Annotated in this window: 12 protein-coding genes; 8 read left to right on the top strand and 4 right to left on the bottom strand. The window is 69.2% G+C overall.

All coding sequences use genetic code 11. The features are described from left to right. The first annotated feature begins 56 nt into the window (after positions 1–56). The 3 genes from AC1RKE_RS07335 to AC1RKE_RS07325 all read left to right on the top strand — a co-directional run bounded on the left by AC1RKE_RS07335 (position 57) and on the right by AC1RKE_RS07325 (position 4,668). Positions 57–1,136 carry a site-specific DNA-methyltransferase gene (locus AC1RKE_RS07335; RefSeq protein ID WP_152950790.1) on the top strand — a complete coding sequence of 360 codons (1,080 nt, stop codon included), beginning with the start codon at positions 57–59 and terminating at the stop codon, positions 1,134–1,136. A 129-nt stretch (positions 1,137–1,265) separates the two neighbouring features. After that, entirely contained in the window at positions 1,266–2,378 is a 1,113-nt protein-coding gene (locus tag AC1RKE_RS07330; protein ID WP_152950791.1) for a glycosyltransferase family 4 protein, read from the top strand. Positions 2,379–2,520: 142 nt separating this feature from the next. Beyond that, the gene (locus AC1RKE_RS07325) at positions 2,521–4,668 is read left to right on the top strand and encodes an amylo-alpha-1,6-glucosidase (protein WP_348684259.1); all 2,148 of its coding nucleotides are present in this window, start codon (positions 2,521–2,523) and stop codon (positions 4,666–4,668) included. On the opposite strand, the gene AC1RKE_RS07320 is transcribed toward AC1RKE_RS07325, so the two are convergent. The 3 genes from AC1RKE_RS07320 to mutY are packed head-to-tail and all read right to left on the bottom strand — an operon-like array spanning position 4,669 to position 6,238. Continuing rightward, complete coding sequence (locus AC1RKE_RS07320) at positions 4,669–4,938, bottom strand: BrnA antitoxin family protein (protein WP_182713319.1); 270 nt, start codon at positions 4,936–4,938, stop codon at positions 4,669–4,671. Continuing rightward, positions 4,892–5,170, bottom strand: a complete 279-nt coding sequence (locus AC1RKE_RS07315; protein ID WP_152950794.1) for a BrnT family toxin — start codon at positions 5,168–5,170, stop codon at positions 4,892–4,894. Before AC1RKE_RS07315 ends, AC1RKE_RS07320 begins: the two co-directional genes overlap by 47 nt. Before the next feature lie 12 nt (positions 5,171–5,182). Then, positions 5,183–6,238 carry an A/G-specific adenine glycosylase gene (gene mutY, locus AC1RKE_RS07310; protein ID WP_348684258.1) on the bottom strand — a complete coding sequence of 352 codons (1,056 nt, stop codon included), beginning with the start codon at positions 6,236–6,238 and terminating at the stop codon, positions 5,183–5,185. A 21-nt stretch (positions 6,239–6,259) separates the two neighbouring features. On the opposite strand from mutY, the gene AC1RKE_RS07305 reads away from it, so the two are divergent. The 5 genes from AC1RKE_RS07305 to AC1RKE_RS07285 all read left to right on the top strand — a co-directional run bounded on the left by AC1RKE_RS07305 (position 6,260) and on the right by AC1RKE_RS07285 (position 12,015). Continuing rightward, positions 6,260–6,811, top strand: a complete 552-nt coding sequence (locus AC1RKE_RS07305; protein WP_054766431.1) for a DUF721 domain-containing protein — start codon at positions 6,260–6,262, stop codon at positions 6,809–6,811. 95 nt (positions 6,812–6,906) lie between these two features. Next, positions 6,907–7,551: a DsbA family protein gene (locus AC1RKE_RS07300; protein ID WP_287397518.1), complete on the top strand. Its 645-nt coding sequence runs from the start codon at positions 6,907–6,909 to the stop codon at positions 7,549–7,551. 4 nt (positions 7,552–7,555) lie between these two features. Further along, positions 7,556–8,155, top strand: coding sequence for a thioredoxin domain-containing protein (locus AC1RKE_RS07295; RefSeq protein ID WP_395942170.1), 600 nt, complete (start codon positions 7,556–7,558; stop codon positions 8,153–8,155). A gap of 12 nt (positions 8,156–8,167) precedes the next feature. Continuing rightward, the gene (locus AC1RKE_RS07290) at positions 8,168–11,605 is read left to right on the top strand and encodes an AAA family ATPase (protein WP_395942169.1); all 3,438 of its coding nucleotides are present in this window, start codon (positions 8,168–8,170) and stop codon (positions 11,603–11,605) included. Further along, positions 11,602–12,015: a surface-adhesin E family protein gene (locus AC1RKE_RS07285; RefSeq protein ID WP_054766435.1), complete on the top strand. Its 414-nt coding sequence runs from the start codon at positions 11,602–11,604 to the stop codon at positions 12,013–12,015. Before AC1RKE_RS07290 ends, AC1RKE_RS07285 begins: the two co-directional genes overlap by 4 nt. Here AC1RKE_RS07285 and AC1RKE_RS07280 read toward each other — a convergent pair. Continuing rightward, positions 11,966–13,174 (bottom strand): mechanosensitive ion channel family protein, encoded by a 1,209-nt coding sequence (locus AC1RKE_RS07280; RefSeq protein ID WP_227975978.1) that lies wholly within the window; start codon positions 13,172–13,174, stop codon positions 11,966–11,968. The two genes, AC1RKE_RS07285 and AC1RKE_RS07280, sit on opposite strands and share 50 nt — an antisense overlap. Positions 13,175–13,196 lie beyond the last annotated feature (22 nt).

The raw sequence follows: 13,196 nt of genomic DNA, 5'->3' as shown, positions 1-13,196 counted from the left end.
CTGCCTTAACCGTAAGGATTCACCATGCCGGTCTCATCGTTCCGAGGCCGCGTTCCATGTCCCAGTTCCAGACCGACGTCATCCACCGTGGCGACTGCATCGAGATTCTGAAAAGCCTGCCCGACGCCTCGGTCGACATGGTCTTCGCCGACCCGCCCTATAATCTGCAACTGGGCGGCGACCTGCTGCGGCCCGACAATTCGAAGGTCGATGCGGTCGACGACGACTGGGACAAGTTCGGCAGTTTCGCCGAATACGACGCCTTCACCCGCGCCTGGCTGACCGAATGCCGCCGCGTGCTGAAGCCCGAAGGTTCGATCTGGGTGATCGGCTCCTATCACAACGTCTTCCGCCTGGGCGCGGCGATCCAGGACCTGGGCTTCTGGGTGCTGAACGACATCATCTGGCGCAAGTCCAACCCGATGCCGAACTTCAAGGGCACCCGGTTCACCAACGCCCACGAGACCCTGATCTGGGCCGCCCGCTCGCGCGACCAGAAGCGCTACACCTTCAACTACGACGCCCTGAAGGCCTTCAACGAAGACACCCAGATGCGGTCCGACTGGACCTTCGCCCTGTGCACCGGCGAGGAGCGGATCAAGGACGCCGACGGCAAGAAGGCCCATCCGACCCAGAAGCCCGAGGCCCTGCTGCACCGCGTGCTGCTGTCGGCCACCCGCCCCGGCGACGTGGTCCTGGACCCCTTCTTCGGCACCGGCACCACCGGCGCCGCCGCCAAACGCCTCGGTCGCCACTACATCGGCATCGAGCGGGACGAGACCTATGCGGCCGTCGCCGAGACCCGCATCGCCTCGGTCATTCCCGCCAGTCCCGAAGACCTGGCCGTCATGGGCTCCAAGCGCGCCGAGCCCAAGGTGCCCTTCGGCGCCCTGGTCGAGGCCGGCCTGCTGAACCCCGGCGACCGTCTGTACTGCCCCAAGGGCGAGCGCGAGGCCCGCGTCCGCGCCGACGGCTCCCTGGTGTCGGGCTCCCTGACCGGCTCGATCCACAAGCTGGGCGCCCTGCTGGAGAACGCCCCCGCCTGCAACGGCTGGACCTACTGGCGCTTCAAGACCGACCAGGGGCTGAAGTCGATCGACGCCCTGCGTGCGGAAGTCCGGGCGGGGATGCAGTAGCCGCCCTACGGTAAAGCTCTGTAACTCGCCGGATTTGCGACGGAAATTTCGTCTCCGCGACGGAACCGCGCACCCGCGTGAACATTGATGTGAACAGGCCCGCAGCGCCGGGCTGGAGCAAGCACATCGATGAAGATCGCGCAGGTCACACCGCTTTATGAGGCTGTGCCTCCCAAATTGTATGGCGGCACCGAAAGGGTCGTCGCCCATCTCACAGACGCCCTGGTCGATCTGGGCCATGAGGTCACTCTGTTCGCCTCCGCAGACGCCCAGACGCGGGCGCGGCTGGTCCCCGTCCGCGACCAGGCCATCCGCCTGGACCCCGCCCCGCTGAAGTCCGATCTCGCCGCCCATATGACCATGCTGAGCGAGGTCCTGGATCGCGTCGATCAGTTCGACGTCATCCACTTCCACACCGACATGATCCACTTCCCCCTGTTCCGGCCCTATGCGGACCGGACCATCACCACATTGCATGGACGGCTCGATCTGAAGGATCTGCCCGGCGTTTACGATCGCTGGAGCGACTTCGGCCTGATTTCCATCTCGGACGACCAGCGCCGCCCCCTGCCCCATGCGAATTGGAAGGCGACCGTGCATCACGGCATGCCCGGCGACCAATATGTCTTCTCGCCGAAGTCAGAGGGCTATCTGGCCTTCCTGGGCCGCATCTCGCCCGAGAAACGACCCGACCGCGCGATTGAGATCGCCACCAAACTGGGCCGCCCGCTGAAGATGGCCGCCAAGGTGGACGCCGCAGACAAGATCTATTGGGAGGAGACCATCCGTCCCATGGTCGAGGCCAATCCCCTGATCGAGTTCATCGGCGAGATCGGCGACCATCAGAAATCAGCCTTCCTGGGCGGCGCCGAGGCCCTGTTGTTCCCGATCGACTGGCCCGAACCCTTCGGCCTGGTGATGATCGAGGCCATGGCCTGCGGCACGCCGGTGGTGGCCTTCCGCTGCGGATCGACGCCGGAAATCATCGAGGACGGCGCCACCGGCTTCCTGGTGGACACCATGGAACAGGCCGTCGCCGCCGCCGACCGTGCCCGCCTCCTGGACCGCGAGGCCATCCGCGCCCGGTTCGAACTGCGCTTCTCGGCCGCCGCCATGGCGCGCCGTTATCTGGACGTCTACGGCGACCTTCTGGCGCGCCGTCCGTTCGCCGAGGCCCCGCTGGCGGACGTGGTGACGCCCCTGCGCCCCTTGGAAGATCGCAGCTTCGCCGCCATAGCCTGATCCCCGTCTTATTGTCGAGGTTGAGCGGCGGAGGGTGAAACCCTCCGCCGTCGGCTTCATTTCATCATCGGAGCGGCCCTAGAGCGCCGCATTCGAATGAGACGTTTCGCGCAGGCTCAACAGCGACGGGGACAGACACCGCATGGACGACGCCTATTCCACCCAGCTGACCGCCGGTGAGTCCATAGAGGCTTCGGGCCTGGAGCAGCTGATGGCGCTGAAGGCGGGGGACGCCTTCCTGGTCGCAGACGGCTGGGGCGACATGAAGGGCGGGGCCGACGGCCTGTTCGCCGGGGACACGCGGGTTCTGTCGCGCTGGACGATGACCGTGGGCCTGTTGAAGCCGTCGCGGCTGTCGTCCGGCGTCAGCCAGGACAACGTCTTCTTTTCCTGCCACACGACCAATCGTCCCCTGCCGCCGATGGGCGGACGCTCGGCCCCGGCCGGGGTGATGCATATCGAACGGCGGCGCTTCCTGTGGGACCGGCGCATGTTCGAACGCATCCAGATGGTCAACCACGGGGTCGAGGACATACTTCTGCCCCTCGCCTTCGACTTCGGGGCCGACTTCGCCGACATCTTCCAGGTGCGGGGGACGCCGCGGCCCAAGCGCGGCACGATCCACGCCCCCACCACCGACGGGCGCCGCGTCACCTTCCGCTACACCGGCCTGGACGGGGTGGACCGCGGCAGCTGCCTCGCCTTTTCCGAACCGCCCGCCCGCCTGACCCCTAACCGCGCCGAGTTCATGTTCAGCCTGCCCAAGGGCCGGTCGATGGAGCTGTTCATCGAATGCGGTGTCGATTCCTGCGAAGCGCCGGACGCCCGTCGCTGGCGGCTGAACGCCATCCAGGCCCGTCTGGCGATGCGGGCCAAGCGGCGGCGCGGCGCCTCGGTGCGCGGCCCCCGCAGCCCGCGGTTCAACGACTGGCTGGACCAGTCGCGGGCGGACATGGCCCTGTTGACCACCGACCTGCCGACCGGCCCCTACCCCTATGCCGGCACGCCCTGGTTCTCGACCCCGTTCGGGCGGGACGGCATCATCGCCGCCTGGCAGATGCTGTGGCTGGACCCGTCCCTGGCCAAGGGCGTCCTGACCTATCTGGCCTCGCGCCAGGCGACTGAGACGTCGCTGTTCCAGGACAGCCAGCCGGGCAAGATCCTGCACGAGACGCGCGGCGGCGAAATGAGCGCCCTGGGCGAGGTGCCCTTCGGCCTCTATTACGGCGGGGTCGACACCACCTGTTTGTTCATCGCCCTGGCCGGCGCCTATGCCGGGCGCACCGGCGATCTGGAGCTGATCCGCAAACTGTGGCCCAATCTGATCGCCGCCGCCGACTGGATGCGCGACTATGGGGATTCCAACGGGGACGGCCTGATCGACTATCAGCGCGGCGCCGACACCGGCCTGTCCAACCAGGGCTGGAAGGATTCCGAGGATTCCATCTTCCACGCCGACGGCCGCTTTCCCAAGGGGCCGATCGCCCTCTTAGAAGTTCAAGGCTACGCCTTCGCCGCCTGGCGCGCCCTGGCGGATCTGGGCGAGCGGCTGCACGACGACCGAGCGGTGGAATGGCGCATCCGCGCCGAACAGGTCCGCGCCCTGGTCGAGGACAAGTACTGGATGGAGGACGAGGGCTTCTACGCCGTCGCCCTGGACGGAGACGGGGAGCCGTGCCGCGCCATCGCCTCCAACGCGGGCCATCTGCTCTTCACCGGCCTGCCGTCGCCCGAACGGGCGCGTCGCGTGACCCGCCGGCTGTTGTCGTCGCGGTTCCGCACCGGCTGGGGCGTGCGGACGCTGGAACTGGGCCAGGCTCGGTTTAATCCGATGAGCTATCACAACGGCTCGGTCTGGCCCCACGACACCGCCATGGCCGCCGCCGGCATGGCCGCCTATGGCGAACGCCAGGCGGTGGCCGAGATCTTGGCCGAGATCTACGCCGCCGCCGCCCATTTCCATCTGCGTCTGCCCGAGCTGTTCTGCGGCTTCCCGCGCGCGCCGGGCGAACCGCCGATCGCCTATCCGGTCGCCTGTCTGCCCCAGGCCTGGGCGGCGGGGTCGGTCTTTCTGATGCTTCAGGCGTCGCTGGGCCTGTCGATCGACGCCTGGAGCGAAACGGTCGATCTGATCGACCCGGTTCTGCCCGCCGGGTTGCAGACGCTGAAGATTCAGGGTCTTCAAGTCGGAGACGCCTCGGTCGATCTGGACATCCAGCATGTGGACGGCCGCGCCGTGGTGGTGCCGCGCCGCAAACAGGGCGGGATCGCCATCCGCACCCTGCGGTGATCAGGCGGCGTCTGACTTCCGTTTCAGCCAGTCGCGCAGCGCCTGGTTCATGCGCGTCTGCCATCCCGGCCCGTCCTGTTTGAAGGCGGCCAGCACGTCGGCGTCGAACCTTATGGTGGTCGAGATCTTATCCGCGCCCTTGGGGCGTCCGCGTTGGACCAGCGTCTCTCCTCGATAGTGATCCGCCTTGTCGAACCAGACGTCGTCAAGTTCCGGCGCCTCGTCAGGATCGACCCAATCGGTCTTCGTAGCGTCGCTGTTCACGGTCATTCGCCTTCCTCATCGAAATGATGTGGCGCGCCTCGCCACGCGGCGTCCACACCAGAACCACCATACGGTCGGTCAAACGCCCAATGGTGATCAGACGTCTTTCTCCATAGTCCCGACGATCATCGTCAAACGTCAGATGATCACCGTCGAACACAGCCGACGCCTGGGCGAAATCCAGTCCACGCTCAATCCACGTGCGATCACGCTTGCTGGGATCGAAGGTGATGCGCACAGATTTTTGTTACTACAAAAATAGGTCAGATTCAACGGTCGCCCGATCCAGGGCCTTGGCGAATACGGTGGGCAGGGCCGCGCGCGCCGCTTCGAAAGGCATCCATCGCCAACCCGCCCTCGCCTCGCCTCGCGCCGTCATCACCGTCAAGGTCAGGCTGAAATGGGTGAAAACATGCTCGACCGATCCGACGTCTCGCCAGTCGGCGTCGATCGGCGGCGGCGTCAATGGTTCGCCCGTCGTCCAGTCACTGGTCGGCAGGCCCAGCATTCCGCCCAGCAGCCCTCTCTCCGGCCTTGTCTCCACCGCCACTCGACCTTGGTCGTCGAACAGAACCCAGGCGACGCCCTTCCGCTGCGGCCGGTCCGCCTTCTTGGTCTTGAACGGATAGCGTTCAGGCTCGCCTGTCACCCGACCCGAGCAGTAGTCGGCGATCGGGCAGGTCCCACACAGCGGCGACTTGGGCCGGCACACGGTCGCGCCCAGGTCCATCAGGGCCTGGGCCCAGTCGCCGGGCCTTTGGTCGTTGATGAAGAGGCCCGCCAGCCGCCGGAGTTCGGGCCGCGCCTGGGGGACCGGCGTCTCCACGGCGAACAGCCGCGCCATGACCCGTTCGACATTGCCGTCGACCACATTGGCGGGGCGGCCAAAGGCGATGGCCGCCACCGCTGCGGCCGTATAGGCGCCCACGCCGGGCAAGGCTGAAAGCCCCGCCTCCGTATCGGGAAACACCCCGCCATGTTCGCCCGCCACCGCCCTGGCGCAGGCCAGCAGATTGCGAGCGCGGGCGTAATAGCCCAGTCCCGCCCAGGCGGCCATGACCTCGGCGTCCTGGGCCGCCGCCAGGTCCGACACCGTCGGCCAGCGGCTGGTGAAGGTCTGGAAATAGGGGGTGGCGTGCGGGGTGGTGGTCTGTTGCAGCATGACCTCCGACAACCAGACGCGATAGGGGTCGGGCCTCTGCCGCGTCCCCGGCGGAGCGCGCCAGGCCAGGCTGCGTGCATGGCGGTCGTACCAGTCCAGCAGACGGGCGCGGATCAGGGCGATGTCGGGAGAGACGTCAGTCATGGGATCGGTCTATATAGGCCCATGCGCCGCCCGCTGCCCACAGACGCCGAGGTCCGCGAGATCCTGTCGCGCCGCCGCACCCGCCCGGCGCCGCGCCCGGCGCCGCGCGCGGGCCAGGCCCTGACGCCCCTGATCAAGAAGCTGGACGAACAATTCGGCCGCGGCGCCGGCGCCCTTGAGCCGCGCTGGCGCGAGATCGTCGGAGACCGCCTGGCCCGCGTCACCCGGCCCCAGAAGCTGACCAAGGGCAAGGGCGGCCAGCCCGGCGTGCTGGAGCTGCGCGTCGCCGGCGCCGCCGCCCTGCTGGTCCAGCATCAGTCAGAGGACATCCTGGCGCGGGTGAACCTGTTTCTGGGCGCCGGTTCGGTCGATCGGCTTCGCATCGCCCAGGGACCGATCAAGCCCTTGACCGAGCCGGCCGCCCGCCCCAAACGCGCCGCTGTTCCACCGCCCCTGCCCGCCTCGGCCGAGGCGGAACTGGCGGCCTCCCTGGCCGCCGCACCCGAGGAACTGAAGGCCGCCCTGGCCAAACTGGGCCGAGCGGCGATATCGCGTTCGAACGACCGCGATTGACAAATCTTCGCCGCACCTGTTCTCGAATGATCAAGGTTGCGCGGTTCACCCGGAATCACGCCGCCGATCGCCAACGATCCGACCAAGGAAGTCCTATGGCCCCGACCGAATCCCGCTTCGCCCGCATGAGCCGCCGTGCGGCCATCACCGGCGCCGCCATGGCGACCATGGCCCTGGCCGCCTGCGGCGGCGGCTCCAAGGGCGCCGTCGAGGGCGACATGGGCCTGGGCGCGCCGGAAGGCGCCAAGGTCACCGTGGTCGAATACGCCTCGGTCACCTGCCCCCACTGCGCCCTGTGGCAGAAGAACACCTGGCCGGCGTTCAAGGCCAAGTACGTCGACACCAACAAGGTGCGCTACGTCTTCCGCGAACTGCCGACCCCGCCGGTCGACGCCGCCACCGCCGGCTTCCTGGTCGCGCGCTGCGCCGGGCCGGACAAGTATTTCGACGTCGTCCACCAGCTGATGGCGACCCAGCAGGAGATGCTGACCTCCTCGCCGCGCGACTGGCTGCTGCGCACGGCCCAGGCCGCCGGCCTGTCTGAGCAGCAGTTCAACGACTGCGTCACCGACAAGGAGGCCGTCGCCGCCATGGAGAAGCGGGTCCAGGCGGCCCAGGCGCAAGGCGTCACGGGGACTCCGGCCTTCTACGTGAACGACACCCAAGTCATCACCCCCGGCGGCGAAGGCGCCAGCCTGGCCGACCTGTCCACGGCTATCGACGCCGAACTGGCGAAGTAAGCTGATGATCCGGCGCGCCGTCCTCGCCTTTGCTCTGACCGCCGCCCTGGCGGGTCCGGCCTCGGCCGCCGAGCCCCCGCCGCCGGTCACGGCCCAGGACCATGTTCTGGGTCGGGCCGACGCGCCGGTCACGGTGATCGAATACGCCAGCTTCACCTGCGCGCACTGCGCCGTCTTCCACAACGACGTCCTGCCGGCCTTCAAGGCCCGCTACATCGACACGGGCAAGGTCCGGCTGGTGCATCGCAACCTGCCGACCCAGCCCGCCAATGTCGCCGCCGCCGCCGCCGCCGTGGCCATCTGCGCCGCGCCGGGCCGCTATTTCGACGTGGCCGAGGTCTTCATGCGTGACCAGGCCAATCTGCGCACCACCGGCGCCAAACCCTGGTTCGACGCCGGCCTCGCCGCCACCGGCAAGACGCGGGAACAGGTCGAAACCTGCCTGAACGACCCCGCCACCCGCGCCGCGCTTCAGGCCCAGATCGCCGGCGCCGAGGCGGCCGGGGTCGAGGGCACGCCGACCCTGTTCGTCAACGGCAAGCCTGTCGCCGGTTACTCGCTGGAAGCCCTGTCGGCCGCCGTCGACCCGCTGCTGCGCCGGTAAGCGCCAGGACCGATGCAGTTCCAGCGCCTCCGGCTCGTCGGCTTCAAGTCGTTCGTCGATCCGGCGGAGGTGCACATCGAATCCGGCCTGACCGGCATCGTCGGACCCAACGGCTGCGGCAAGTCCAACGTCCTTGAGAGCCTGCGCTGGGTCATGGGCGCCAATTCGGCCAAGGCCATGCGCGGTCAGGGGATGGACGACGTCATCTTCGCCGGCGCAGCGGGCCGCCCCCCGCGCAGCCATGCCGAAGTCCAGCTGACCATCGACAATGCGCAACGTCGCGCGCCCCAGCCCTTCACCGACAGCCCGGTGCTGGAGGTGTCGCGCCGGATCGACCGGGGCCAGGGTTCGACCTATCGGATCAACGGCAAGGAGGTGCGCGCCCGCGACGTTCAGCTGCTGTTCGCCGACGCCTCGACCGGCGCCAACTCCCCCGCCCTGGTCCGCCAGGGTCAGATCTCGGAACTGATCGCCGCCAAGCCGCAGAACCGTCGCCGCATCCTGGAAGAAGCGGGCGGCGTCGCCGGCCTGCATACCCGTCGCCACGAGGCCGAACTGCGCCTGAAGGCCGCCGAGACCAACCTCGAACGCCTCGACGACATCGGCCGCGAGCTGGAAACCGCGCTGAACCGGCTGAAGCGGGAGGCCCGCCAGGCCGAGAAGTACAAGAAGATCTCCGCCGAAATCCGCGCCCTTCAGGCCGCCCTGCTCTACGCCCGCTGGAACGACGCCCGACTGGCGGCCGAGACCACGGCGGAAGAGCTGCGCGCCGCCGACCGCGCCGTGGCCGAGACGACGGCCGCCGCCGCCGCCGCCCAGACCGCCGCCCTCGCCGCCCAGGAGGCCCTGAAGCCGGCACGGGAGGAGGACGCCGTCGCCTCCGCCCTGCTGCACCGCGCCAGCCTGGAGCGCGACCGACTGGACATGGCCGAACAGGCCGCCCGCGCCGAGGTGGATCGCCTGAAGGCGGAGGCCGCCCGCATCGCCGCCGATACGGAACGCGAGACCAATATGGCCGCCGACGCCAAGCGCGAGCTGAACCGGCTGGATCACGAACTGGACCGACTCCAGGCCGAGATCGCCGCCGCCCCCGCTCGCGGCCCCGAACTGGACAAGGCCCTGGCCGCCGCCGAGGAGGCCCGCAAGACCGCCGACGCCGAGGTCGAACGCCTGGCCGCCGCCCTCGCCGCCGTGGAGGCTCGCGCCAACGCCGAGGCCGCCCGCCGCCGCGACGCCGAGACCCGCCTGTCCCGCGTCGCCGCACAGCTGGAACAGGCGAGGCGCGAACGCGAGACCCTGGGTCCGCTGGAGACGCCGGAGCTGGAGGCCGCCCGTCAGGCGCTGGAGATCGCCCAGGCCGAACTGACCGCCGCCCGCGAGGCCGTCGAGGCGGCCGAAGTCAGACGCGGCGACCTGGCCCGCGCCGAGCAGGAGGCCCGCACCGCCGCCCGCGCCGCCGAAGACCGGCTGGGCCGGTTGCAGACCGAGGCACGCGGCTTGGCCCAGCTGCTGGTCGGCGGCAAGCGCGACCATCCGCCGGCGCTCGACAAGGTCCGCGCAAACCGAGGCTATGAAGCCGCCCTGGCCGCCGCCTTGGGCGAAGACCTGGACGCGGCCCTGGACGCCCGCGCCGCCGCCTACTGGGGCGGGGCGGAACCTCGCCCGCCCGTCTGGCCCGCAGGCGTCGAACCGCTTTCGGATCATGTCCAGGCTCCCGACCAGTTGGCGGCGCGTCTGGCCCAGTGCGGCGTCGCGCCGCGCGCCCAGGCGGCCGAACTGGCCCGCACCCTGCCGGTCGGCGCCCGTCTGGCGACGCCCGAGGGCGACCTGTTCCGCTGGGACGGCTTCGTCAGCCGCGCCGAAGCGCCCCGTCCCGCCGCCGTGCGTCTGGCCCAACGCACCCGCCTGGCTGAGCTGGAAGCCGAGATCGACAAGGGCAAGCCGGCGCTGGAACAGGCCCAGGCCCAACAGAAGGCGGCGGCCGAAACCTTCCGCGCGGCAGAGGAGGCGGTGAAGACCGCCCGCCTGCAACCCTTCGCCCTCGACAAGGCCGTGACCGCCGCCCGCGACCGTGTCGAAAGCTTGACGCGGGACCAGACTCGCCGCGAAGCCCGCGCCCAAGCGCTGGACGAGGCCTTGGCGCGGCTGGCGGCCGAAGTTGCCGAGGCTGAAGCCGCCCTGGCCGCCGCCCAGACGGTCGAGGCCCCGTCGGAAACCCTGGCCGGATTGCGGGACGATCTGGCCGCCGCCCGGGCCGCCGCCGACGCGGCTCGCGTCGCCGCCCAGACTGCCCGATCGGACCGCGACGCCGAGGCTCGCGACCGCCAAGGCCGCGAACAGCGCCTGGGCGGCCTGACCTGGGCGCGCGACGGCTGGATCGCCCGGTCCAAGGACAGCGGCGCCCGCATTGCCGCCCTGGAGAAGGACGCGGAGAAGACGGCCGCCCTGCTGAAACAGGCCGAGGTCGCGCCCCAAGGGTTCGCCGAACAGCGCGGCAAGCTGCTGGACACACTGACCGCCGCCGAACAACGCAAACAGGCTTCGTCCGACGCCATGGCCACCGTCGAGGCGGCTGCGGCCGAGGCCGACCGCGCCGCCCGCGCCGCCGACGCCGCCGCCTCCCAGGCGCGCGAAGCCCGCGCCGGTCTGGCCGCTCGGGCCGAGGCTGCGGCCGAGAAACTGACCGAAGCCGAGGCGACCTTGCGCGAGACCGCCCAGATGTCGCCCGAAGACCTGGCCCGCAAGCTGACCGACGAGGCCGTGGCCCGGCCGCCTGACGCCGCCGGCGCCGAGAGCCTGCTGTACGGGCTGGAGCGCGAGCGCGAGGCCCTGGGCGCCGTCAACCTGCGCGCCGAGGACGAGGCGACCGAATACGGCGAGCGGCTGAACAGCATGAAGTCAGAGCGGATCGACCTGACCCAGGCCATCGCCAAGCTGCGCGACGGGATCGACGAGTTGAACGCCGAGGGACGCGAACGGCTCATCGCCGCTTTTGACATCATCAACGCCAACTTCAAGGCCCTGTTCGAGGCCCTGTTCGACGGCGGCCAGGCCGAGCTGAAACTGGTGGAGAGCGACGATCCGCTGGAGGCGGGGCTGGAGATTTACGCCTGCCCGCCCGGCAAGCGGCTGTCGGTCATGAGCCTGATGTCGGGGGGCGAACAGGCCCTGACGGCGGCGGCCCTGATCTTCGGCGTCTTCCTGGCCAACCCCGCCCCCGTCTGCGTGCTGGACGAGGTGGACGCCCCGCTGGACGATGCGAACGTGGACCGGTTCTGCAAGATGCTGCACGAGATGCGGTCGCGGACCGACACCCGCTTCATCGTCATCACCCACAACCCGGTGACCATGAGCCGGATGGATCGGCTGTACGGCGTCACCATGCCCGAGCGTGGCATGAGCCAGCTGGTCAGCGTGGATCTGAAGCAGGCGGAGAAGCTGGTCGCATGATCGCCCTGCTGCTCGCATTCGCCGATCCCCAACTGGTCGAGACCGGCGTCGGCCGGTTCGCCGTCTACGCCGATGTCGCCTCAATCGAGCGGCACGGAGACCTGGCCCGGATGCGCGAGCTTCAGGTCACCGAGGCGGGCTTCAAGGTGGGGGACGTGACCTATGTCGGCGGCTGGTCGCGCTGGGTTTTCGATTGCCGGGCGCGCACGGCGGACCGGCTGGATTTCGCCTCCCTGCGCGAAGACGGGACAGAGGGGCCGGCCACGCCCGACGCCGCGCCCGCCTATCAGGCCGCGCCCGGCGGGGATGCGGCGGAGTTGCTGGCCGTAGCGTGCGGGGAGGCTCCGGCGCGGGAGATCCTCACGCTGGATCAGGCGATCGCTCGGGGCCAGGCGGCGTTGAAGGACTGACGCCGCCCCACCCGGCCGCTGCGCGGCCACCCTCCCCGGAGCGGGGAGGGAGATTAGGGGGCCGCTCTTCCCCCTGCGGCCATTCCAGGCGGTCGCGCGGCAGGGCTTCGCGGCATTGGTCGCGCATGAAGGCCATCAGTTTCTCGCGGATCTCGCAGCGCAGGTCGAAGGCGACCGGGGCCGAGCGGGCGCTGGCCAGGCAGCGGACCTGAAGCACCCGTTCGGTGATGTCGGTCACCTGCATGACCTGGACGTCGCCGTCCCAGAGCTTAGAGTTCTTGACGATCCCCTCGAAAGCCTCGCGCAGCTTATCAATCGGGGCCTCGTAATCGACGTAGAAGAAGGCCGTGCCGATCAGGCGGGCGTTCTCGCGCGTCCAGTTCTGGAAGGGCTTGGTGATGAAATAGGACAGGGGCAGGACCATACGCCGCCAGTCCCACAGCTTGACCACCACATAGGTGGCGGTGATCTCCTCCACATTACCCCACTCGTTCTCGACGATGACGGCGTCGTCCAGGCGGATCGGCTGGGTCAGGGCGATCTGGATGCCGGCGACCATGTTCGTCAGGATCGGCTGGAGGGCCAGACCGGCGATGATGCCGACGACGCCGGCCGAGGCCAGCAGGCTGACGCCCCACTGGCGGAAGCCGGAGATGGTCATCAGGGCCAGACCCACGGTGACGATGAACAGGATCACCTTGGCGACCCGCTGAAGGATGCGGGTCTGGGTCAGGTGTTTGCGGGCGAGCAGATTGTCCTCGACGGCGATATTGTACCGCTTCAGATGCATGACCGACCACATGTCGAGCACCCCCGAGGCCATCCAGCCCAGCGTCAGGATGGAGAGGAACAGCAGCACCGCACGGATGTCGGCCGAGGGTTCGGGATGCATCGGCGACACGGTCACGCCGATGCCGACGCCGATGATGATGATCAGCACCCGCAGCTTGACCCGCGCCCTCTCGACGATCCCGCGCCAGAAGACGTCCTTGTTCCTGACCATGCGGCGCAGGACCGCGAAGACGACCTTGTGCGTCAGCCAGCCGCCGCCGACGAAGACCAGTAGGACGAGGCCGATCACCGCCCATTCGGGCAGCCAGTCGAACTGACGCCACAGGGCGCGGACTTGACGGGTCAGGGCGATGATTTCGGGAGGCATGGGCTCCTAAACGCGCGACAAG

Source organism: Brevundimonas sp. GW822-FHT03E11 (assembly GCF_058801445.1).
The sequence above is the reverse complement of the archived record's forward strand: the minus strand, read 5'-3'. Positions and strand labels throughout refer to the sequence as shown.